The sequence below is a fragment of the Flavobacterium sp. ZE23DGlu08 genome, from assembly GCF_030505335.1.
In the GTDB taxonomy this organism is placed as follows: Bacteria; Bacteroidota; Bacteroidia; order Flavobacteriales; family Flavobacteriaceae; genus Flavobacterium; species Flavobacterium algoritolerans.
The window spans coordinates 37,723-58,649 of sequence record NZ_CP130045.1 but is presented as its reverse complement, the minus strand read 5'-3'; the positions used below and the strand labels follow the sequence as shown (position 1 = coordinate 58,649).

General features: G+C 32.7%; 20 protein-coding genes. 12 read left to right on the top strand and 8 right to left on the bottom strand.

Going from position 1 to position 20,927, the window contains the following annotated elements; genetic code table 11:
• Window positions 1–163: 163 nt before the first annotated feature.
• The 8 genes from acs to Q1W72_RS00250 all read left to right on the top strand — a co-directional run bounded on the left by acs (window position 164) and on the right by Q1W72_RS00250 (window position 7,650).
• Window positions 164–2,071, top strand: a complete 1,908-nt coding sequence (gene acs, locus Q1W72_RS00285; protein WP_302136661.1) for an acetate--CoA ligase — start codon at window positions 164–166, stop codon at window positions 2,069–2,071.
• Window positions 2,072–2,217: 146 nt separating this feature from the next.
• Window positions 2,218–3,348, top strand: a complete 1,131-nt coding sequence (locus Q1W72_RS00280) for an NAD(P)/FAD-dependent oxidoreductase (protein ID WP_099715556.1) — start codon at window positions 2,218–2,220, stop codon at window positions 3,346–3,348.
• Entirely contained in the window at window positions 3,349–4,062 is a 714-nt protein-coding gene (locus tag Q1W72_RS00275; protein ID WP_099715555.1) for a methyltransferase domain-containing protein, read from the top strand.
• Window positions 4,059–5,111, top strand: coding sequence for a type III polyketide synthase (locus tag Q1W72_RS00270; protein WP_099715554.1), 1,053 nt, complete (start codon window positions 4,059–4,061; stop codon window positions 5,109–5,111). Before Q1W72_RS00275 ends, Q1W72_RS00270 begins: the two co-directional genes overlap by 4 nt.
• A gap of 2 nt (window positions 5,112–5,113) precedes the next feature.
• Window positions 5,114–5,548: a 3-hydroxyacyl-ACP dehydratase FabZ family protein gene (locus Q1W72_RS00265; RefSeq protein WP_099715553.1), complete on the top strand. Its 435-nt coding sequence runs from the start codon at window positions 5,114–5,116 to the stop codon at window positions 5,546–5,548.
• Window positions 5,549–6,820, top strand: coding sequence for a beta-ketoacyl synthase (locus Q1W72_RS00260; protein ID WP_099715552.1), 1,272 nt, complete (start codon window positions 5,549–5,551; stop codon window positions 6,818–6,820).
• 53 nt (window positions 6,821–6,873) lie between these two features.
• Entirely contained in the window at window positions 6,874–7,131 is a 258-nt protein-coding gene (locus Q1W72_RS00255) for an acyl carrier protein (protein WP_099715551.1), read from the top strand.
• 27 nt (window positions 7,132–7,158) lie between these two features.
• Complete coding sequence (locus Q1W72_RS00250) at window positions 7,159–7,650, top strand: 4'-phosphopantetheinyl transferase superfamily protein (protein WP_099715550.1); 492 nt, start codon at window positions 7,159–7,161, stop codon at window positions 7,648–7,650.
• Between the two features lie 8 nt (window positions 7,651–7,658).
• Here Q1W72_RS00250 and Q1W72_RS00245 read toward each other — a convergent pair whose 3' ends face one another.
• Both Q1W72_RS00245 and Q1W72_RS00240 read right to left on the bottom strand, forming a co-directional pair.
• Window positions 7,659–8,255, bottom strand: a complete 597-nt coding sequence (locus Q1W72_RS00245; protein ID WP_099715549.1) for a PolC-type DNA polymerase III — start codon at window positions 8,253–8,255, stop codon at window positions 7,659–7,661.
• A 2-nt stretch (window positions 8,256–8,257) separates the two neighbouring features.
• The gene (locus Q1W72_RS00240) at window positions 8,258–10,174 is read right to left on the bottom strand and encodes a DUF294 nucleotidyltransferase-like domain-containing protein (RefSeq protein ID WP_302136656.1); all 1,917 of its coding nucleotides are present in this window, start codon (window positions 10,172–10,174) and stop codon (window positions 8,258–8,260) included.
• A gap of 185 nt (window positions 10,175–10,359) precedes the next feature.
• On the opposite strand from Q1W72_RS00240, the gene Q1W72_RS00235 reads away from it, so the two are divergent.
• Window positions 10,360–10,866, top strand: a complete 507-nt coding sequence (locus Q1W72_RS00235; RefSeq protein ID WP_099715547.1) for a DUF2911 domain-containing protein — start codon at window positions 10,360–10,362, stop codon at window positions 10,864–10,866.
• Window positions 10,867–11,135: 269 nt separating this feature from the next.
• Here the strand turns inward: Q1W72_RS00235 and fucP are convergent, their stop codons facing one another.
• From fucP to Q1W72_RS00215, 4 genes are read right to left on the bottom strand one after another with little or no spacing between them, the layout of a single operon-like run.
• A complete protein-coding gene (gene fucP / locus Q1W72_RS00230; protein WP_099715546.1) occupies window positions 11,136–12,491 on the bottom strand; it encodes an L-fucose:H+ symporter permease in 1,356 nt (451 codons plus the stop codon).
• Window positions 12,492–12,511: 20 nt separating this feature from the next.
• Window positions 12,512–13,450 (bottom strand): carbohydrate kinase, encoded by a 939-nt coding sequence (locus tag Q1W72_RS00225; RefSeq protein ID WP_099716339.1) that lies wholly within the window; start codon window positions 13,448–13,450, stop codon window positions 12,512–12,514.
• A 52-nt stretch (window positions 13,451–13,502) separates the two neighbouring features.
• Window positions 13,503–14,357 (bottom strand): sugar phosphate isomerase/epimerase, encoded by an 855-nt coding sequence (locus Q1W72_RS00220; protein ID WP_099715545.1) that lies wholly within the window; start codon window positions 14,355–14,357, stop codon window positions 13,503–13,505.
• Window positions 14,358–14,386: 29 nt separating this feature from the next.
• Window positions 14,387–15,769 (bottom strand): carbohydrate porin, encoded by a 1,383-nt coding sequence (locus Q1W72_RS00215; RefSeq protein WP_302136651.1) that lies wholly within the window; start codon window positions 15,767–15,769, stop codon window positions 14,387–14,389.
• Between the two features lie 469 nt (window positions 15,770–16,238).
• On the opposite strand from Q1W72_RS00215, the gene Q1W72_RS00210 reads away from it, so the two are divergent.
• A complete protein-coding gene (locus Q1W72_RS00210; protein WP_302136649.1) occupies window positions 16,239–16,976 on the top strand; it encodes an NUDIX domain-containing protein in 738 nt (245 codons plus the stop codon).
• Window positions 16,977–17,019: 43 nt separating this feature from the next.
• Here Q1W72_RS00210 and Q1W72_RS00205 read toward each other — a convergent pair whose 3' ends face one another.
• Window positions 17,020–17,439, bottom strand: a complete 420-nt coding sequence (locus Q1W72_RS00205; RefSeq protein ID WP_302136647.1) for an Lrp/AsnC family transcriptional regulator — start codon at window positions 17,437–17,439, stop codon at window positions 17,020–17,022.
• 106 nt (window positions 17,440–17,545) lie between these two features.
• Here Q1W72_RS00205 and Q1W72_RS00200 point away from each other — a divergent pair, with 106 nt between their 5' ends.
• On the top strand, window positions 17,546–18,265 hold the full coding sequence (locus Q1W72_RS00200) for a sulfite exporter TauE/SafE family protein (protein WP_302136645.1): 720 nt from the start codon (window positions 17,546–17,548) through the stop codon (window positions 18,263–18,265).
• Between the two features lie 122 nt (window positions 18,266–18,387).
• Complete coding sequence (locus Q1W72_RS00195) at window positions 18,388–19,617, top strand: multidrug effflux MFS transporter (protein ID WP_302137962.1); 1,230 nt, start codon at window positions 18,388–18,390, stop codon at window positions 19,615–19,617.
• 13 nt (window positions 19,618–19,630) lie between these two features.
• On the opposite strand, the gene Q1W72_RS00190 is transcribed toward Q1W72_RS00195, so the two are convergent.
• Entirely contained in the window at window positions 19,631–20,911 is a 1,281-nt protein-coding gene (locus Q1W72_RS00190; RefSeq protein ID WP_099715541.1) for an NAD(P)/FAD-dependent oxidoreductase, read from the bottom strand.
• Between the last annotated feature and the right edge of the window lie 16 nt (window positions 20,912–20,927).

The window sequence follows — 20,927 nt, the reverse complement described above, 5'->3', positions numbered from 1 at the left end:
GCCTTTTTGTGTTTTACTTATTTTGCCAAAAACAGTAAAAATTAAACAAATTAGTATTAAAAGTGCTTTTTTATTTGGGAATCTATTTTTTTTAGCAAGTATTTATGATTTAAATAATTTTAAGAATAGCGAGAGATTTAATACTTTTATAAAAAATTATAACATGAGCTACTACAAAATTGAAAATTTAGAACAATATTTTAAACATTACAATAAATCAGTTCGTGAACCTAGAAAATTTTGGGGTAAAATAGCAGAAGAAAATTTCACTTGGTACCAACAATGGGATAAAGTTGTCGAATTTAATATGGCTGATGCCGATATCAAATGGTTTACCGAAGCAAAAGTAAATATTGTAAAAAATTGCATTGACAGGCATCTTGCCAAAAGAGGAGAAAAAACAGCAATTATTTTTGAACCAAATGATCCAACAGAAGCTGCACTACATATTACTTATAATGAATTGCACCAACGTGTTTGCAAAATGGCAAACGTATTGCGTGAACAAGGCATAAAAAAAGGAGATAGAGTTTGTATTTATTTACCAATGATTCCTGAATTAGCGGTTTCAGTATTGGCTTGTGCCAGAATTGGAGCGATACATTCGGTTATTTTTGCCGGATTTTCCTCTACAGCTGTAGCCACTCGTATCAACGACAGTGAATGTAAAATGGTTATCACTTCAGATGGTGGTTTCCGCGGTAACAAAACTATTGATTTAAAAGAAATCGTTGATGAAGCATTAGAAAAATGTACTTCTGTAGAAAAAGTTTTAGTAGCCAAAAGAATTCATACTGATATTAATATGAAAGAAGCTCGTGACCAATGGTTGCAACCCCTTTTAGATCAAGCATCAGATAACAATGTTGCCGAAATTATGGATGCCGAAGATCCATTGTTTATACTGTACACTTCTGGTTCAACCGGTAAACCAAAAGGAATGGTGCACACTACCGCAGGGTATATGGTGTACACCGCTTATACTTTTAAGAATGTTTTCAATTATGAAGAAAACGATGTTTTTTGGTGTACTGCCGATATTGGTTGGATTACCGGACATTCCTACATTCTTTATGGTCCATTATTAAATGGAGCAACAACAGTAATTTTTGAAGGAGTTCCTTCGTATCCTGACTTTAGCCGTTTTTGGGAAGTAATCGAAAAGCACAAAGTGACACAGTTTTATACTGCACCAACTGCTATTCGTGCTTTGGCAAAAGAAAATATAGAATTTGTACAAAAATATCCATTGAAGTCACTTAAAGTAATCGGATCTGTTGGTGAACCAATAAATGAAGAAGCTTGGCACTGGTACAACGACCACGTTGGTGATAAAAGATGTCCTGTAGTAGATACATGGTGGCAAACAGAAACAGGAGGAATTATGATTTCACCTTTGGCATTTGTCACTCCAACAAAACCTACGTATGCAACTTTACCATTACCGGGAGTTCAACCGGTATTAATGGATGAAAAACGCAATGAAATAGAAGGAAATCAAGTAGTTGGTAGTTTATGTATTAAGTTTCCATGGCCAGGAATTGCCAGAACTATTTGGGGCGATCACCAACGTTATAAAGACACTTATTTTTCTGCTTTTCCTGGTAAATATTTCACTGGTGACGGTGCTTTGCGTGATGAAGTAGGATATTATAGAATTACCGGTCGTGTAGATGATGTGGTAATTGTTTCAGGTCATAATCTTGGAACAGCACCAATAGAAGATGCTATCAATGAGCATCCAGCGGTAGCAGAATCAGCAATTGTAGGTTTCCCGCATGACATAAAAGGTAATGCTTTATATGGTTTTGTTATCCTTAAAGAAACTGGAGAAACAAGAAACAAAGCAAATCTGGCTAATGAAATTAATCAACACATATCAGATCATATTGGACCAATTGCTAAATTAGATAAAATTCAGTTTGTTTCTGGTTTACCAAAAACCCGCTCTGGAAAAATTATGCGAAGAATCCTTAGAAAGATTGCCGAAGGAGATTATTCTAACTTTGGAGATATAACAACTCTTTTAAATCCTGAGATTGTAGAGGAGATAAAAGAAGGAAAATTATAAATTAATTAAAAGCCGTTTGAATAAAACGGCTTTTTTTTTGAACAGAAAATATATAATTATCGCTTATTTCATATCGAATAATTATGTAAGTTTTATATGAAATAATATAGTTGCTTTCTAAAACAAATCCATAAATTTACTTCTATATGAAAAATAAAGAAGTTTTAATTATTGGAGGTGGTTTAGCAGGATTGACTGCGGCGATTCATTTGTCCAAAATTGGACTTCAGGTTACTGTAATTGAAAAAAATGAATTCCCAAAACACAAGGTTTGTGGCGAATATATATCTAACGAGGTCTTACCTTATCTCAATTGGTTGAATTTAAACATAGCCAATTTAAATCCAACAAATATCACACAACTTGAATTTTCAACAGCAAGCGGAAAAACCATTAAAAGTGTTCTGCCTCTTGGCGGTTTCGGAATTAGTCGTTTTGCTTTAGATGAATATTTATATAAAAAAGCACTTGAAAACGGATGTAAAATTCTTCAAGACAATGTAGAAAATATACAATTTGAAGACAATCAATTTATAGTTACGACTGCTAAAAAAACTATTTTAAAATCGGAAATAGTTATTGGTGCATTTGGAAAACGTTCTAACATTGACCAAAAATTAAATAGAGATTTTATTCAAAAAAAATCATATTGGCTAGCTGTTAAGGCTCATTATTCGGGAGATTTTCCAAATAATAGCGTTGGTCTTCATAATTTCAAAGGAGGATATTGTGGTGTTTCTAAAGTTGAAAAGGATATAATTAATATCTGTTATTTGGCAGATTACGAGACGTTTAAGCGGTTTAAAAATATAGAGGAATATCAAAAAAGTGTGGTTTCAGAAAATCCACATTTGAAAGTAATTTTCGAAAAAAGTAAATTGCTTTTTGAAAAACCTTTAACCATAAGTCAAATATCTTTTGATAAAAAACAAGCTGTTGAAAATCATATTCTAATGATTGGCGATACCGCAGGACTCATTCATCCATTGTGTGGAAACGGTATGGCTATGGCTATTCATAGTGCCAAAATTGTTTCAGAATTAGTGGGGAAATATTATAACAACGAAATTAAATCCAGAAATGAACTTGAGGAAAAATACATTCAGGAGTGGAATTTTAATTTCAAGAAAAGACTTAAAATTGGTCGGTTGTTATCGAATCTTTTGCAAAAGCAAAAACTTTCAGCAGTATTGATGCGTATATTAATTATATTTCCATTTTTATTATCAAAAATTATAAAGCATACACACGGAACCCCAATAACTCTAAATTCATAAATGTTTCTAAATACCAAATTCAGAACCGATACGCTTGAAACGATGGATGATTTTGCCATGGAAGGAGAAATCTTGCGTGATGCATTGGATAAAATAGCTAAAATCAATCAGCTTTTAGGAGGGAACCAGCTAACTTTACAAGGCGTTCAGGATTTGACAAGTAGTATTTCAAAATCAAATGAAATTGTAATTGTAGATGTAGGTTGCGGAAACGGTGATATGTTGCGGACTTTAGCTGATTTTGGATTGAAAAATAAGCTGAAATTCCAGTTAATAGGCATCGATGCCAATAGTTTTACAATTAGTCATGCACAACAATTATCTCAAAACTATCCTAATATTGGCTATCGTTGTGAGGATATATTTGAGACATCATTTAAGGAATTAAAATATGATATTGTACTGTGTACTTTGACATTACATCATTTCAAAGACAAAGAAATTGTTGATTTATTAAACGTATTTTATGCGAATTCAACTATTGGAATTGTTATTAATGATTTACAGCGAAGCGCAATTGCCTATCGATTATTTCAAGCATTGTGTTTTGTGTTTCGATTGAATGAGATGTCTCGTGAGGACGGATTAACTTCAATTTTAAGAGGTTTTAAAAAAGAAGAGCTGATTCATTTTTCTAAAAAATTAAGTTTTAAGAACTATAAAATTCATTGGAAATGGGCTTTTCGATACCAATGGATAATTTCTAAAATATGAGTGTAAAAATCAAAACCGTAACAAAACAGTTACCAAAATATTCCAGAACAACTGAAGAAATCATTCCTTTTTTGGATGCTTGGCTCGTTGGTCAAGACGAACGCTTCATTAGAAAAGTAAAGAAAATTTTTGAAGGAGCTGCGGTTGATAAACGCTATTCCATCATGGATCCGATTGAAGTATTTACAAAAACTTCATTTGAAGAAAGAAACGATATTTATGTGCGTGAAGTGATTGATTTAGGGGAAAAAGTTTTAGAAAAAGCCTTGAAAAAAGCGAACTGGAACCCTGAAGATTTAGATTATATTATTACGGTAAGTTGTACTGGAATCATGATTCCGTCACTAGATGCGTATTTGATTAATACATTAAAATTACGTCAGGATATTGTTCGACTTCCAGTTACCGAAATGGGTTGTGCAGCAGGAATTTCAGGAATTATTTATGCTAAAAATTTCTTGCAGGCAAATCCCGGAAAACGGGCTGCCGTAATTGCTGTTGAAAGTCCAACGGCCACATTTCAATTAGATGATTTTTCGATGGCGAATATAGTAAGTGCTGCAATTTTTGGAGATGGAGCAGCTTGCGTTTTACTTTCTTCACATGAAGACGATGAAGGTCCAGAAATTTTAGCGGAGCAGATGTATCATTTCTATGATAATATTCACATGATGGGTTTTAAACTCACCAATTCTGGATTGCAAATGGTTCTGGACATTGAAGTTCCGGAAACGATTGCTTCTCATTTTCCGGATATTATTCATCCGTTTTTAGAAAAAAACAATCTTAAAATGGAAGATATTAATCATTTAATTTTTCATCCTGGAGGAAAGAAAATTATTCAAACTGTTGAGGGTTTATTTTCTGATTTGGGTAAAAATATTGATGATACTAAAGAAGTTTTGCGTTTGTATGGAAATATGTCAAGCGCAACGGTTTTATATGTTTTGGAAAGAATCATGGACAATCAGCCTAAAAAAGGAGAAAAAGGATTGATGTTGAGTTTTGGTCCGGGTTTTTCAGCGCAAAGAGTTTTGCTAAAGTTTTAACAATGGAGAGTCAAAAGATCATATCAAAATTACCGTATTCTAAGCCGTTTTTATTTGTGGACGAAATAGTCCAAATCAATGAAAATGGGGTGGAAGGAACCTATACTTTTGATGAAAACCTTGACTTTTATAAAGGACATTTTAAAGATAATCCAATAACACCAGGAGTGATTTTGACGGAAGTTATGGCCCAAATTGGATTGGTTTGTTTAGGAATTTTTTTATTAGATTATTCATTTAATAGAACTACTTCAATCGCCTTAACATCAAATGAAATAGAATTTTTAAAACCTGTTTTTCCTAAAGAAAAAGTGACTGTTATTTCAGAAAAAGTATACTTTAGATTTGGGAAATTGAAATGTAAGGTAAAAATGAAAAATGAAAAAGGAGAAGAGGTTTGTACAGGAATAATTGCAGGAATGGTAATTTCTAAATAAATGGATAAACGTGTTGTAATTACTGGTCTTGGTGTTGTTGCTCCAAATGGAGTAGGACTTGATGCGTTTACACATGCCATCAAAAACGGAATTTCGGGAATCAAGCACGACGCTGAGTTGGAACGATTGCAGTTTTCTTGTCAAATAGCTGGAAAACCGGAAGTTTCTACTGAACTGGCATTGCAATATTTCTCTGAATTAGAGTTAAGAAACTTCAATTCTACTGGGATTTTATATGGCGTAATTGCTGGAATTGATGCATGGAAAGATGCTGGTTTATCGTTGGAAATAAATGAAGAACCAGATTGGGACAGCGGAACTATTTTTGGTACCGGAACTTCTGGAATTGATAAATTTCGCGAAAGTATTTATAAAATAGATGATTTTCAAACGAGAAGATTAGGCAGCACCGCCGTGGCTCAAACTATGAATAGTGGTGTCAGCGCTTATTTGGGAGGGAAATTAGGATTAGGAAATCAAGTCTCCACTAATTCTTCTGCTTGTACGACTGGAACCGAAAGTATTTTGATGGGTTATGAAAGGATAAAATCAGGACAGGCAAAACGCATTTTGGCAGGAAGCACAAGCGATTCGGGACCTTATATATGGGGTGGCTTTGATGCTATGAAAGTTTGTACTTTTAAGCATAATGAAAATCCAGAGCAAGGCTCAAGGCCAATCTCTGCAAGTGCTTCGGGATTTGTTCCCGGAAGTGGAGCAGGAGCTTTGGTTTTGGAAGATTTAGAAAGTGCAATTGAACGAGGAGCTACAATTTATGCCGAAATTTTGGGTGGGAATATAAATTCCGGTGGTCAACGCGGACTGGGAACCATGACAGCTCCAAATCCTATTGCCGTACAGAAATGCATCCAGAATGCTATTGTTAATTCTGGAATTTCTGCTGATGAAATTGATTCGATTAATGGACATTTGACCGCCACATCGAAAGACAGTCTGGAAATTAAGAATTGGAGTGAAGCATTGGGAAGAAAAGGAAAAGAATTTCCATATATAAATTCTTTGAAATCAATGGTAGGTCATTGTTTATCGGCTGCGGGAAGTATTGAAAGTGTGGCTTCTATACTGCAATTGCATTACGGATTTGTTTTTCCGAATATCAATTGTGACGATTTGCATCCTGAAATTACAGCAATAATTGATGAATCCAGAATCCCAAGACAATTAATCGAAAAGGAATTAAATATAATTGCAAAGGCCAGTTTTGGTTTTGGAGATGTGAATGGATGCGTAATTTTTAAGAAATACATTTAGTCACATGATGTCAGGTAATTTTGAATTCAATGCATTAAAAAAAAGCAAAAAATATGAATAAAGAACAAACAATAGAAGAATTAAAAAATATAGTAAAGCCGTATATTCAAAATCAAGAAGCATTTGATTTGCTTACGGAAGATACTGACTTTATCAATGACTTGAAAATCAATTCTGCTAATTTAGTAGATGTTATTTTAGATATTGAGGAGAAATATAACATTGTAATTGATAATGAAGCTATGGAGCGCATGGTGAACGTAAAGTCAGCATTGGAAATTATTGAAACTAAATTATCAGAGAAAAATTAGTGAATCAGCTGTAAAAAAGTCTGTAAAATGATTGGAAACGATATAGTAGATTTGGCTTTAGCCAGAAAAGAAAGCGATTGGAAACGAAATCGGTTTTTGGACAAAATCTTTACTGCAAAAGAACAATTACTCATTGTTGATAGCCAAAATCCTGAAATAATGGTTTGGAATTTATGGTCCCGAAAGGAAGCTGCTTACAAAATCTACAATCGAGAAACTGGAATTAGAGGATATTTTCCTTTGCAACTGGAATGTAGTTATGAAAATGAAATTTCGGGTTCAGTTTCAATAAAAGGGAAAACCTATTTTACTAAAACGATAATTTCTAAGGAATTCGTACATACGATTGCCGTAGTGAAAAAAGATAATTTTGATACCGTCAAAAAATTAAATTCAAACGACACCATCATAAAATCGAATGGAATTCCTTTTATAATTGATGAGCATACTAAATTGATTAAGCCAGTATCCATAAGTCATCACGGTCGATTTTGGGAAGGAATTACTCTGATTGATTAGAATAAATATTATTTTATTCCCAGCCTTGATTTTAATTTTAAGAATAATAACGCCGTTTTATACGCATCTTCCGCAGATGAATTTCGATCACTTTTAGGAATATTATATACCGCGCAAAGTTCATCAAGAGAAAATTGTTTATCATTGATATCATGCAGTTTTCTATGCATAATATCAACATCTAAAGCTTCGTTTTTCAATCTCCCACAGTCAAGTCGTTCTAATGCAGCATTGATCATTTCTACATCAAAATCAATGTGATGACCCACTAAAACAGCATTCCCGATAAACTCTATAAATAATTTTATGGCTTCGGCTTCGCCAAGTTTTTTCATTTTGCTTTCCACCAAAAATTCGTTTGAAAGACCGTTATCATGAAGAAACTTGTATTGTAGCAACACAGCCTCGAAACTATCCCCGATAACTATACTATTATCGATTACAGAAAAAGAACCAATAGATAAAATAACATCTTTAACAGGATTCAAGCCCGAAGTTTCTGTTGACAAAACAACAAATCGGCTTGATTTCTTATCAAATTTAGAAAGATAGGTTTTCCAAAATTCTGGATATTCTTTATTAATACTTTTTAACCAGTCTAACATAATTATGAAAATTGAGTAAGTTGAAATTTATTTTTTATTAATTCTTCCAATTCTCTCATAGGAGCCAAAGCATTCTTTAATTTTTCCTTATCAATTTTTGATAATTCATTCAAATTTATAAATTGACCTGAATTATCATTTTTTAAGCCTTCTAAGGTTCTGAATTTTGATAAAATCAAAAAGGCTTCAGCACAATTAAGATAAATTTCAGCATGTTTAGGATCTGCAATTGCTAACTGCTTGAATCGCTGAAAGGTGTTGTTGATTCCTCGAATATCAAAATTTAAGGTAAACAAACGAGCACCATCAATCAATGGCATCAAAGCACGTGTTTTTATATCAAATTTATCTTTGTTTGGACCTTCTTCTTCCACAATGAAATTTTTGAAAAAAGTCAGTGGTGAATTTTTTCTCAAAGCATCGTTTCCTAAGAAATCAAAGAACAAAGTGTTGTTTTTTGCATTTTTAAAAACTACATTTCCAATGGCATCTTCGATTCTTTGTTCTCCAAAAGTGATTTCGTAATCAAAGAAAATACTGCTTAAATCATTGCTATTTTCACCTGGAGTATTCATCCAGCTGTCGTATTGTTTTGTCCAGTCAGTCAATGATTTACACCAAAGCATATTGCTTCCCATATGCCCGTTTGGACATAATTCATAACCAATTTTTTCGAGCGTGGCAGTTGTTCGTTTTCCAAGTTTAAGAAAATAATCTTTTACCTCACGATATTTATCAGCCGAAACGTCTTCGAATATTAAAATACTATCTTGATCGGTTAATAATAGCTGTTCTTTTCTTCCTTGACTTCCAATACTTAGCCAGGCAAAACGGGCAGGAGGTGAGCCTAAATCTAAAATGGATAACTCTACAGAACGTTTAATTATTGCTAAATTAATTTCGCTGGCAATATTAAAAACGTGAGAAAGCGGTATGTTTTTAGAAATAGATGTTTGAATCAAATCTGTTAAACGTTCTCGAATTTGTTTTAATTCTTTAGGATTTTGGGAACGCTTAATTTCTTTAATTAAAACACCTGGATTATTTGCTTGCGCAACTATCAAATCATGTTCAGAAATGACTCCTTTTACATCAGATTTATCAGTTCCGTCGTATGTTACACATAAATGGGTCACATTATGTTTCAACATAAGCAGTTGAGCTTCGGCCAAGGAAACATTTTCTACAACAGTAATAACGGGAGATGACATTATTTTATCTATTGAAGCGGTTACAGGAAATCGACCGGTTGCAATTTTGGAACGCATATCACTGTCAGTCACTATTCCTATTGGAAAATTATTGTCACAAACGATAACATTGTTTTTTAATGTTTCAGTCATTAACTGAGCAACTTCTTGCGCAATTGCAGTAATAGTTGTTTTTAATGGTGAAATAGTATAGGATAATGATTGAAAATATTGCATTTCCGACTGCTGGTCAGAATAGAAAACATTGTCAGAGATAAGTTTACCTCTTAAATTTTCTTTGTCATTTGGATTTCGCGTATTTGTTGCAAAACTCTCCAGCAAAAAGTTTAAAACTTCTGAATTATTTACCACAAAAGGACAAAAAGTAGCGATTGGTATAGCATAAACAATACTTTCTTCTCTAGCTTTGGCCGTCATCATGTAATTATTCTTGGCAAAAAAGGGACGTAAACCAAAAATATCACCTTCATGACACTTATTTAATAAAGTTTCTTCAGAATCTGAAATCACAGATAAATTGATAGTACCTGACGCAACAACATAAAAACTGTCATGCAAAACATCATTAATTTGGAATAATGTTTTATGTTTTTCCAAATTTACAACGCGAATACTTGTAGCTATTTCGGATAACTCCTCAAATGTCAAATGATTAAATGGTGGATATTCCTTTAAAAAATCGGCAATGTGCTCAGCAATTGTATTCATAAGTTGGTCAAATAAATGGTGTATTGTTTGTAAAAATAATAAAATAATAAATCATAATACCGTCATTACAGCAGTAAAACAACTAATTTATAAACTTCATAATATTTTCTTAAAATTAAGGGGAATTATGCTAAATTAAATGAAGTTATTTTATTTTTATAAGCAAAACTAAATCATTTTATATCATGAGATTACTTAAAAAAATTCACCATTTGCTTATTGCATTTTTGATTATTAATTCTTTAAATGCTCAAGAAAAACCAACCAGCACAAAAGAAGTGGTTACTGGAAAAATTAATGGCGCTACAATTACAATTAATTATGGTAGTCCATCAGTCAGAGCAAGAGAAATTTGGGGTAAATTGGTTCCGTTTAATCAAGTTTGGCGTGCCGGAGCAAATGATGCAACAACTTTTGAAACCGACAAAGAAATTACTGTTGAAGGATCAAAATTACCTGCAGGGAAATATTCTTTTTTTGTTTTACCAAATGACAAGGAATGTATCATAATTTTCAATAAAGAAGCGAAACAATGGGGAGCTTATAAATACAAAGAAAAAGAAGATCAACTAAGAGTTGCTGTTAAGCAAAAAGTTGCAAAATCTAAAGCTGAAAAATTAGCGTATACAATTGATAAAAATACTATTACTTTGAGTTGGGATAATTGGGATATTCCGGTTTCTGTAAAATAAGTTTTTTTTAAATTTTAAAACAGCATCATCAATAGGTGATGCTGTTTTTATTTGGTTGAATATCTAACTAATAATAGTTAATAATAAATTCTATTTTACATAATATAAATTATAGTGCATTTTATTACAATAGAATATTACAGCTTTCTCAGTAATTTAAACGCATTTGACGCTATTATCATTGATGAGTTGTTTATTGATATGAAAGAACCGAACAATAAATTATTATTATTCGGTTCTTTTAATATTGTTAGGTTCTTTTAATAAAGCTAAACTATTGCATCTGCAACATCTAAAACTTTAATTTTCTTAGATGCTTTCAACGTACTATATCCATAATACGCAACAACAGCCAAACAAATTAAAGGTAAAATAAAAGAAAAATTCACTTCAGGAATAAAGCCAAATAATTTAATATCAGCAAAGCCTGAACCACCTAAATCCAAAATACTTCCTTGCATAACCGGCATTAATGCGCCACCAACGATAGCCATAACTAAACCTGCAGACCCAATTTTTGCTTCGTCTCCCATATCTTTTAGTGCAATTCCATAAATTGTTGGAAACATAATCGACATGAAAATAGAAATACAAACCAGCGAAATTAATCCAGGCATTCCTTGTAAAACAATTGCTCCGGTTGCACAAATCACGCCTCCAATACCAAAAACCATTAATATTTTTGATGGATTTATGGTTTTCATCAAACCAGTTCCAATCCATCTGCCTAATAAAAATAAAATCATGGCCGCTATGTTGTAATATGTAGCTGTTAATTCTAATCCGAATGTTTTATTGATGTTGTCTACGTATTGAAAAATAAAGGTCCAACACATAATTTGTGCACCTACATAAAAAGCCTGTGCAACAACCCCATGTTTATAATTTTTATTAGCAAATAACTTTTTGAATGATTCTGATACAGACATTTTATCTTCTTGTGCCGTTTTAGGCATTTTTGTCAAAATAATAATGATCAAAATTACCAAGACAAAAATTCCTAATCCAATGTATGGAATGCTAATTACATCTAAATCATTTTCTCGAATACTCGCTAATTCACTTGATGTTAATACTTTGTAGGCTTCTTGCGAATAATCATCTGATTTTATTTCTTTGATGACTAAAAACTGCGCCATGACCAGTCCGGTTATTGCTCCAATTGGGTTAAATGCCTGCGCTAAATTCAAACGTTGTGTTGCAGTTTCTTTATTTCCAAGGAATAAAATCAAAGGATTTGAAGTGGTTTCAAGAAACGCTAAACCACAAGTAATTACCCATAATGAAACCAGGAAAAAAGTATAACTTTGGTAATGTGCCGCGGGATAAAACAGAAAAGCGCCAGTTGCGTATAATAAAAGTCCCAATATTATTCCTGATTTATAGCTGTATTTTCTAATGAATAATGCCGCCGGTAATGCCATAAAGAAATAGCCAAAATAAAAAGCAAATTGTACTAATGAGGCTTGCGTATTCGAAAGTTCAGGCATCACTTTTTTGAAAGTAGAAACCATCGGAGTTGTTAAATCATTGGCAATTCCCCACAGCGCAAACAGTATTGTTATTATTATAAATTGAAAGACAAATTCTTTACTGACTACAGGGATTTTTTTGAATTGGTTCATTGTTTAGTTGGTTTAATTTGTTAATTAAGAATCGCAGCGGATTCATTGGTTTTGGATTCTGTTTGTTCAAAGCCACATAAAAAATCATCTATTTCCGATTGAGAAATTACTGGGTTTGCTCCTTCGTTTTGAGCGACAATTGCGCCAACAGCACTAGCGAAATTAATAGCGTATTGAGGATCTTCTCCATTCATTAACATTATGATTAACGACGCTAAAAATGAATCTCCAGAACCCACAGTATCAACTACATTTACTTTGAAACCACAGTTATGATAAAAGGTGTCATTACAATACAAAACTGCTCCATGTGATCCTAAAGTGACACAAACCGTATCAGTATTGGTTTCCTTTGCAATGAATTTAATATTTTGTTCTAATGACTTTTTATTTGAATTTAAATCCTCGCAAATTTCATTTAACTCATCATCATTAAACTTTATGAAATCAGCAGCATGCAATAAATCCAAAACATTTTTCTTGGTATAATGCGGAACTCTTAAATTGACATCAAATATTTTATATTTTGCAACAGCTAAAAGTTGTTCCAATGTATTTCTGGAAACTGAATCTCTAGAGGACAAACTTCCATAAACAAAAAAGTCTGCTTTTTCAACAATGGAAATATTCTCATTTGAAGTTTCAATTTTGTCCCATGCCGAAGGATAATTAATATCATACGAAGCATTTCCTTTTTCATTCAAAATAACGTTGACTAAACCCGTTGGATAATTATCTTTTACTTGAACTGCATCGGTGTTAATTCCCGAAACATTCAAATATGTTATTAATTCTTTTCCGTTTAAATCGTTCCCTACTCCACTGATAACGGAAACCTCCCCTCCTAGCGAATTTAATCTTGAAGCCACATTTAGCGGAGCTCCACCAATTTTTTTATGCTCCAGAAAAACATCAAAAAGGATTTCTCCAAAACAAACACCGTTTAATTTCTTTTTCATTTGTTGTGATTTTTTGTAAAAAAGCATTGAATAATTACTTTTTTAGGTTTAATTATTTTTGATTCGTATACCATTTATTGACCATTTCCCTCATGAAAACGAGGCTGCCTTTAGCAAGATCTTCCGAGTTGTATTTTGAAGGTCTCCACAAGGAAGTTGGGCCAACTAATGCTGTGATTTGTGAAGAAAAATTCTCCAGAACAAGTGGGCCTTGATAGTTAATAGCAGCCAAAGCTTTAAAAAAATCATCCCAATGCACGTTGCCTTCACCAGTCATACCACGATCACTTTCTGTTATATGCACATGTTTTAACCTGTTTCCTGCACGAATAATAGGATCGTAGAAATTTCGTTCTTCAATATTCATGTGAAACGTATCCAGATGTAATCCTATATTAGTTGTTCCAATGGATTCAATCATATCCAGCACTTCATCAGCAGCAGTAAAAACATAACTTTCATACCGATTAATGGGTTCGGGAGCAATAGTGATATTGCTTTTGTTAGCATAATCAGCAACTTCAGTAAATACTTGCTGAATGATTATCCTTTCTTCTTTGGTACAAGGATTCCCAGTAAATGTTCCAATAGCGGAATGCAAAACACCTCCTAAGAAATCACCATCCATTTCAGCTACTTTGTCAAGAGCTGATTTTATAATCGAGGTTGCTTGTTCCGGATATAAAGGAATGTGACAGTTTGCGGGTAAATTCAATGTACAACGACCTGAAATGCGGTTTTCGTCAAGTGATTTTTTTGTTTTTTTAGCATCGAAATCCAATGAAGCGGGTAAAATAATTTCAAGCATATCAAAACCATATTCTGCGGTTTTTTCTATTGCAAAACGACCTCCTTCGGCACTCCATCCAGGGATAAATGATAAAATTGTTGTTCCAAAAATTGGCATATTTATATAATTTTAGATTTATTTCTATTTTAAAACAACCACCATTCTGTTTTTACTCCAATAAAAGAGCCCCAACGCTTTTGGTTTACTTGTAAAAACGGAGAATAGTTATTATTGCGAGCGTAATCGTTGTAGTGCGCCAGCGTGCAAACAAGACGAATGTGAGGACGACTCCAAGGATCTTTTTTTCCTAATGGCACAATGGTGGGAGCAAAAGAAAATTTCCACATATTAGCTTCTGGATTATCGCCATCTTTTCGAACGGCATAATGTACTTCTTCAATTAAGTGTAGCCATTTCGTTACATAATAGAAGCTTCTGAAGCCAACTACGAAATCAGTTTTTTGATTGTATAATTGATTTCCGTTGAAATACTCGTCCGTATTCGTGCTTGCAGAACCGCCTTTACTTTTGGTGAAAACGCCATATCCATTGATACTGAATTTTTGCGAAAGGTTTAGCAGAAAATGTTCTACCATGGTAAAGGAATAGGCATTCGTATATTTCCCTTCAGAATCTGGTGCTCCGTAAGTTGCCCAAGTAAAAGTGTTTCCATTATCTCCTCCATTTGCAATTCCGGAACCATATCGTACAGAAAGTTGATTGAACGAACCTGGTAAAGCAGTTCTTAACGGTTTGTTGTATTTAATTCCTGCAACCCAACCTTTATCGGATGGGTAATTTTTTGAAGCATTTTTTGAATTGGCAGAAACATAATGAAACTCACCCAAAAGTTTGATGACATTATCATTTTTCAAATGAAAACTGTGCTCTCCTATCCAAACCATGCGTTGGCGAATGGCAGGATTTGTCGCACCTGCAACGGTAACTTCATAATTATAAGGATACACATTTGTTGAATCAGCAGAAGCGGGCATCAACATTGTCAGTTCCGTATTTTTATGGCTTACGCCAAAACCTTGCGCAGAGTGATCATCAAAATAAAAATAATCGCTGATGTGAATGTCATCATAACGACGGAAACGTGATCCTGCCCAAGCCGACCATTTACTTCCCATGATATTTCGGGCTTCAATATAAGCTTCGGGAAGGATAAAAGTCAAACCATTATTGGAACGGGAACTTACATTTCCTACAAATTGTCCATTAGCTGAGTACATTCCTAAACGCATTTGAAAAGTTACGTTTGTGCTGTCTTTGCCGTCAATTTTTGGAGTAAAATGTATGGCTGGCAATATATCGATATAGTCGCTTTGCTCCATTCGACCTCCTAATGAACCTTGACCGGAAAGATTCAACGGTTTCCACATATTTCCTTCTCCATTTGGCGAAAGCCCAACTCCAATTCGACCAGTTGTTCCCAATGAAAAATTCGAATTAGTGATCACTACCTGTGAATAAATTGGTATAAATAGGATTGAAAATAAGAAAGTAAAAAGTATTTTTTGCATGTAAGTGTTTATTAAAAAAAAATGGCTTGAATAAGTTTTTTGGCAGTTTTAAGTTTGTAAAAATGGCACGTATAGGTATTGAAATTTTGTTATTTAATGCTTCTAAAATATTCAATACGCGAATTGATTTATGGTATAAAATTTAGATTTATGAATAGTTTTATGGTTTTTAAATAATAAGCGTCATTTTGAATATTATTTTTCAAATGTATTATATTTTTTTAATTTGCAATAAAAAAAATTAAATAAATATCTAAAATTGGCAAATATAAGCTTGATTGTGTGGTTTTTTAATAAATATGAATTAATTTGTTATAAATAACATATAACGTAATAGTGACGTTTAATTTTAAAAATGAACAATATTACTAAAAAAATATAATTACAAATAAATCATTAGTTTTGTATTATTAAAAGATGTAGAAAAACATTGCGTCTTTCAAAAACTAATTATATTCTTTGTCCTCATATGATGTCTAAAATAATTCCAAATATATCTGTAGACTGCGTCGTTTTTGGGTTTGACGTCAATACTAAATCACTTAACGTATTGTTGATAAAACGCTATTTAGAATCTAAAGAAAATCACGAGCCATTGGTAAATGATTATGTTCTTACGGGATATCATACATTAGAGAATGAAACCATAGATGAAACTGCTACCAGGGTTTTGAAGGAGTTAACAGGACTTGATAATGTCTATAAAAAACAATTTAAGGTTTTTGGAGACCCAAATCGATTGATGAATGAAAAAGATGTTATTTGGGCCAAAAATGAAAATTTTAATGAGCGAACGATAACTATAGCCTATTATTTTTTATTAAAAACTCAAGAAGTTAATTTAGAAAATAACAAACATAATCCGCAATGGTTTCCAGTTAATGATTTGCCGGAATTAGGATTTGATCACAAAGATATTATCAATGAAGCCTATGCCGATTTAAAAGAAAAAGCATTGTATAAACCTATTATTTTTGAGCTTTTACCTGATAAATTTACCTTCAAAGAATTGCAGGATACTTATGAATCCATATTAGGAAACGAAATTGACAACAGAAATTTTAGAAGAAAACTGCTGACAAAAAAGTATATTATTGAGCTGGATGAAAAGCAAGTAGGTGTTTCAAAAAGACCTTCTCAACTTTTTATGTTCAGCAAAGATGTTTATCAAAAAATTTATAAAGAAACGTATTTAATTAATATTTAGATTACTGTTTTTAATAGTCTAAAAATAAATCAGTTAGATAAAACTATGAATCTTTCAAATCTGATAAAATTAAATGTGTTGTTGGTTCTCCATAAACCAAAAGTCTGTCAATAAATTGTTGCAGATGCAATTGATCGATTAAAACAACTTTCATGAAAATATTATGCGTTCCGGTAATTCTGTAAACTTCATATATTTCAGGAAACTGGTTCAAATCATCACAAAATATTTTAAGCTTTCCACTAAATAATTTGAACATAATAAAAACTTCTAAGCCAAAGCCGAGTTTTTTATTATCGAGTTGAACATTATAACCTTTTATAACTTCAGTATCTTCTAGTTTTTGAACACGTTCTCTAACTGATGATGGCGAAAGTCCTATTTGTTTGCCAATTTCTACAAACGAAGTTCTCGAATTAACTTTGAGACTTTCTATTATTTTTAAATCAAGCGCATCTACCATAAATAAATTTTTAATATAGGCTAAATTACATTTATATTATGGAATAATGACGCTAAATCCGTGGATTAAATTTTAGTTTAACTAGGTGTTATTCTAATTTTGCACTATGGATATGATGTTATTGCTGCTTACTATTGGAATTTTTACTGGCTTTTTTGTTCAAACTATTACCGGATTTGCGGGTGCTTTAATTGCGTTACCGTTTTTACTATTTGTAATGCCACTACCGGATGCAATTGGGTATTTATCTATATTCTATTTTATTTCTTCACCTATTCATGTGTACAAAGAATGGAAGTATATAGACAAGCCTCTTCTTAAAAAATTAGCTTTATCGTCATTTTTTGGACTACTGATAGGAATTATAGTATTAGCATACGGCCAGCCCGTAATTCTAAAAAAAGCGTTGGGTGTATTTATAATTTTGTTTGTTTTAAATAGTTTAAAAGCAAATAAGGAGATACAATTAATCTCAAAAATGAAATATTTTTTTGGCTTTTTAGGTGGTTTCTTTTCAGGTGTTTTTTCAACAGGCGGACCTTTGTATTTAGTAATTGTAAAAAACGAAACTTCAGATGTGAAGACTTTACGTGCCACTATGTTTGGTGTTTTGGGCTTGATAACATTCATGCGAATTCCTGTCCTTGCTTTCGAAGGGATTTTAACCGTAAATCAATTGTACAACTCATTGTATGTTTTGCCTTTTTTCATACTGGCTTTGATATTGGGTAAAAAAGTATACTTAAAATTAAATGAGCTTTTTTTAAAGAGGATTATGCTTGGACTTCTTTTTCTGTCCGGAATTATGTTATTGATTAAAAATTAATTGCTTCATTTCATGCAATCTGTTTTTGCAACAGTTTAAATTTATTGAATCTAACAATTGATTCGCCTTTTAAATATTTACCTTTGCAAAAAATTAAAAAAGATTTCATGACTGATACCGTAATGACAAAAGCTAAATATTTAAAATTAATTCTAATTTTAGGTTCACTGACAGCACTTGGTCCATTTTCAATTGACATGTATTTGCCTGGTTTTGCAGGAATTGCAAAAGATTTGAATACTTCTGTTGCTAATGTTTCCATGACTCTTTCCAGTTATTTCATTGGAATTTCTGCGGGACAATTGCTTTACGGACCATTATTAGACCGTTTTGGACGAAAAAAACCACTTTTTATAGGACTCTTAGTTTACATTTTAGCTTCTTTAGGTTGTGTTTTTGTAACCGATATTGATACTTTCATAGGTTTGCGTTTTATTCAGGCTATTGGCAGCTGTGCAGCGACTGTAGCATCTGTTTCTATGGTTCGTGATTTATTTCCTGTGAAAGATATTCCTAAAGTATTTTCTTTACTAATGTTAGTGGTTGGGCTTTCGCCAATGTTAGCGCCTACAGTTGGAGGTTATATAACAGAAGATTATGGCTGGCATACTGTCTTTTTTATATTGATGTGCATGGGAATTTTGATTCTTTTAGCAGCTCAAATTGGGTTGCCAAATACGTTTAAGCCAGACACTTCAATTTCATTAAAACCAAAACCAATTATTTCAAATTTCATCAGTATTGTAAAGGAACCACAGTTTTATACCTACGCGTTTACTGGTGCTATCGCTTTCTCAGGATTGTTTACTTATGTAGCGGCCTCCCCTATTTTATTTATGGACATTTTTAAAGTTGACGGAAAAACGTATGGTTGGATATTTGCTTTTATGTCATTAAGTTTCATCGGTGCCAGCCAGCTGAATTCATTCTTGTTACGAAAATTTACGAGTGAACAAATGATTTATGGCGCATTAATCACGCAATCTTTCATTAGTATTTCATTTCTTATTTTGGCAATGAATGATCTTTTGGGTTTATATGAAACTATTGCGATGTTATTTTTGTTCTTAGCGTGTTTAGGGATTTCAAATCCGAATACTGCGGGACTTACCCTTGCTCCTTTTTCAAGAAATGCAGGAAGTGCTTCGGCATTAATGGGGGCTATTCAGTTAGGATTAGGAGCATTAGCTTCTTTTGCAGTGGGAGTTTTTGTTAAAAATTCAATGTTGCCAATGGTTATGATTATGGCTGTTTCAACAATTCTGGCTTTGATTATTTTAATTTTCGGAAAACGAAACATAAAAAAAACTATTACAACTTCTCACGATGAAGGAGTTGCAATAGTTCATTAATTATAGATTTGATTTATTGTTGTTTTGGCTCCGTTTTTATTTTTTTATCGGGTCTGATAATCATACGTAACGATTGATCTTTAGCAAAATAAGCAATCATCCAATTGAAGAATGTTTTCACTCTGTTGCGATACGTTATCAATGAAATCAGGTGAATAAATAACCAAATTATCCAGGCAAAAAATCCTTTGAAATGCATTTTTGGTTTTGGTAAATCAACCACAGCCTTATTTTTACCAATAATAGCCATAGATCCTTTATCATTATATTTAAAGGGTTTTAATGGCTTTTTTTGGCTCATTAATTTAAAGTTATCAGCCAAATTTATTCCTTGCTGAATAGCAACTTGTGCCACTTGCGGATGACCATTAGGAAAAGCTTCATCTGTTAGTTGAATACAAGTATCGCCTATTGCATAGATATTTTCCGTGCCGTTGACTTTATTAAAAGTATCTGTAGCCATTCTTTTTCCGCGACCATAACTTTCTGCAGGAATTCCTTCGAAAACTTTAGCCGAAACTCCTGCTGCCCATATTAAATTTTTGGTTTGAATTGTTTCACCGTTTCCAAAATATACTGTGTCATCAATATAATCAACCACAGTTGTATTCAATTTTACCACGACACCTAATTTTGTCAGCGCTTCCAGTGTATCTTCCTGTGAAGCTTTACTCATTGGAGATAACACAGCATTGGCGCCATCAACCAGATAAATATTACTTGCCGTAGTACTTAATTCCGGATATTCTTTCAGCAAAATATTTTTACGCATTTCAGCAAACATTCCCGAAACTTCAACACCTGTTGGACCTCCACCGGCAACTACAATAGTTAACAATTTTCTGCGTTCGCGAATGTCTTTGCAAATGGCTGCTTTTTCTAAATTTTTCAATAATGTATTACGCATCACAATGGCATCATTCAGTGTTTTCATTGGAATGGCATTTTTCTTTACGTTTTCCATTCCAAAATAACTCGTTTCGGCACCAGTGGCAAAAACTAAGTAATCGTATGTTAATTCGCCATTATTGAGAATGATTTTATTTTCTGAAGGATTAACTTTTAATAAATTTCCCAGACGGAATTGTAGATTTTTTTTACCCGAGAAAAATTTTCGAAAAGGGTAACTGATACTTGAAGGTTCTAAAAAAGCGGTAGCAACCTGATAAATTAGTGGCGGAAAGAAATTATAATTGTTTTTGTCAACGAGTGTTACATTGACTCCTTTTTCATTTACTAGTTCTTTAGCAAGATTTAATCCTGCAAATCCTCCTCCTATTATTATAATTTCCATATTGTATTTTATAGTC

Coding starts and splice junctions, on each gene's coding strand:
- Q1W72_RS00250 (WP_099715550.1), top strand. CDS start 7,159: ATGATTGGAAACGATATAGTAGATTTGGCTTTAGCCAGAAAAGAAAGC.
- Q1W72_RS00255 (WP_099715551.1), top strand. CDS start 6,874: ATGAATAAAGAACAAACAATAGAAGAATTAAAAAATATAGTAAAGCCG.
- Q1W72_RS00195 (WP_302137962.1), top strand. CDS start 18,388: ATGACAAAAGCTAAATATTTAAAATTAATTCTAATTTTAGGTTCACTG.
- Q1W72_RS00190 (WP_099715541.1), bottom strand. CDS start 20,911: ATGGAAATTATAATAATAGGAGGAGGATTTGCAGGATTAAATCTTGCT.
- acs (WP_302136661.1), top strand. CDS start 164: ATGAGCTACTACAAAATTGAAAATTTAGAACAATATTTTAAACATTAC.
- Q1W72_RS00235 (WP_099715547.1), top strand. CDS start 10,360: ATGAGATTACTTAAAAAAATTCACCATTTGCTTATTGCATTTTTGATT.
- Q1W72_RS00280 (WP_099715556.1), top strand. CDS start 2,218: ATGAAAAATAAAGAAGTTTTAATTATTGGAGGTGGTTTAGCAGGATTG.
- Q1W72_RS00240 (WP_302136656.1), bottom strand. CDS start 10,174: ATGAATACAATTGCTGAGCACATTGCCGATTTTTTAAAGGAATATCCA.
- Q1W72_RS00210 (WP_302136649.1), top strand. CDS start 16,239: ATGATGTCTAAAATAATTCCAAATATATCTGTAGACTGCGTCGTTTTT.
- Q1W72_RS00205 (WP_302136647.1), bottom strand. CDS start 17,439: ATGGTAGATGCGCTTGATTTAAAAATAATAGAAAGTCTCAAAGTTAAT.
- Q1W72_RS00220 (WP_099715545.1), bottom strand. CDS start 14,357: ATGCCAATTTTTGGAACAACAATTTTATCATTTATCCCTGGATGGAGT.
- Q1W72_RS00275 (WP_099715555.1), top strand. CDS start 3,349: ATGTTTCTAAATACCAAATTCAGAACCGATACGCTTGAAACGATGGAT.
- Q1W72_RS00215 (WP_302136651.1), bottom strand. CDS start 15,769: ATGCAAAAAATACTTTTTACTTTCTTATTTTCAATCCTATTTATACCA.
- Q1W72_RS00200 (WP_302136645.1), top strand. CDS start 17,546: ATGGATATGATGTTATTGCTGCTTACTATTGGAATTTTTACTGGCTTT.
- fucP (WP_099715546.1), bottom strand. CDS start 12,491: ATGAACCAATTCAAAAAAATCCCTGTAGTCAGTAAAGAATTTGTCTTT.
- Q1W72_RS00225 (WP_099716339.1), bottom strand. CDS start 13,450: ATGAAAAAGAAATTAAACGGTGTTTGTTTTGGAGAAATCCTTTTTGAT.
- Q1W72_RS00265 (WP_099715553.1), top strand. CDS start 5,114: ATGGAGAGTCAAAAGATCATATCAAAATTACCGTATTCTAAGCCGTTT.
- Q1W72_RS00260 (WP_099715552.1), top strand. CDS start 5,549: ATGGATAAACGTGTTGTAATTACTGGTCTTGGTGTTGTTGCTCCAAAT.
- Q1W72_RS00245 (WP_099715549.1), bottom strand. CDS start 8,255: ATGTTAGACTGGTTAAAAAGTATTAATAAAGAATATCCAGAATTTTGG.
- Q1W72_RS00270 (WP_099715554.1), top strand. CDS start 4,059: ATGAGTGTAAAAATCAAAACCGTAACAAAACAGTTACCAAAATATTCC.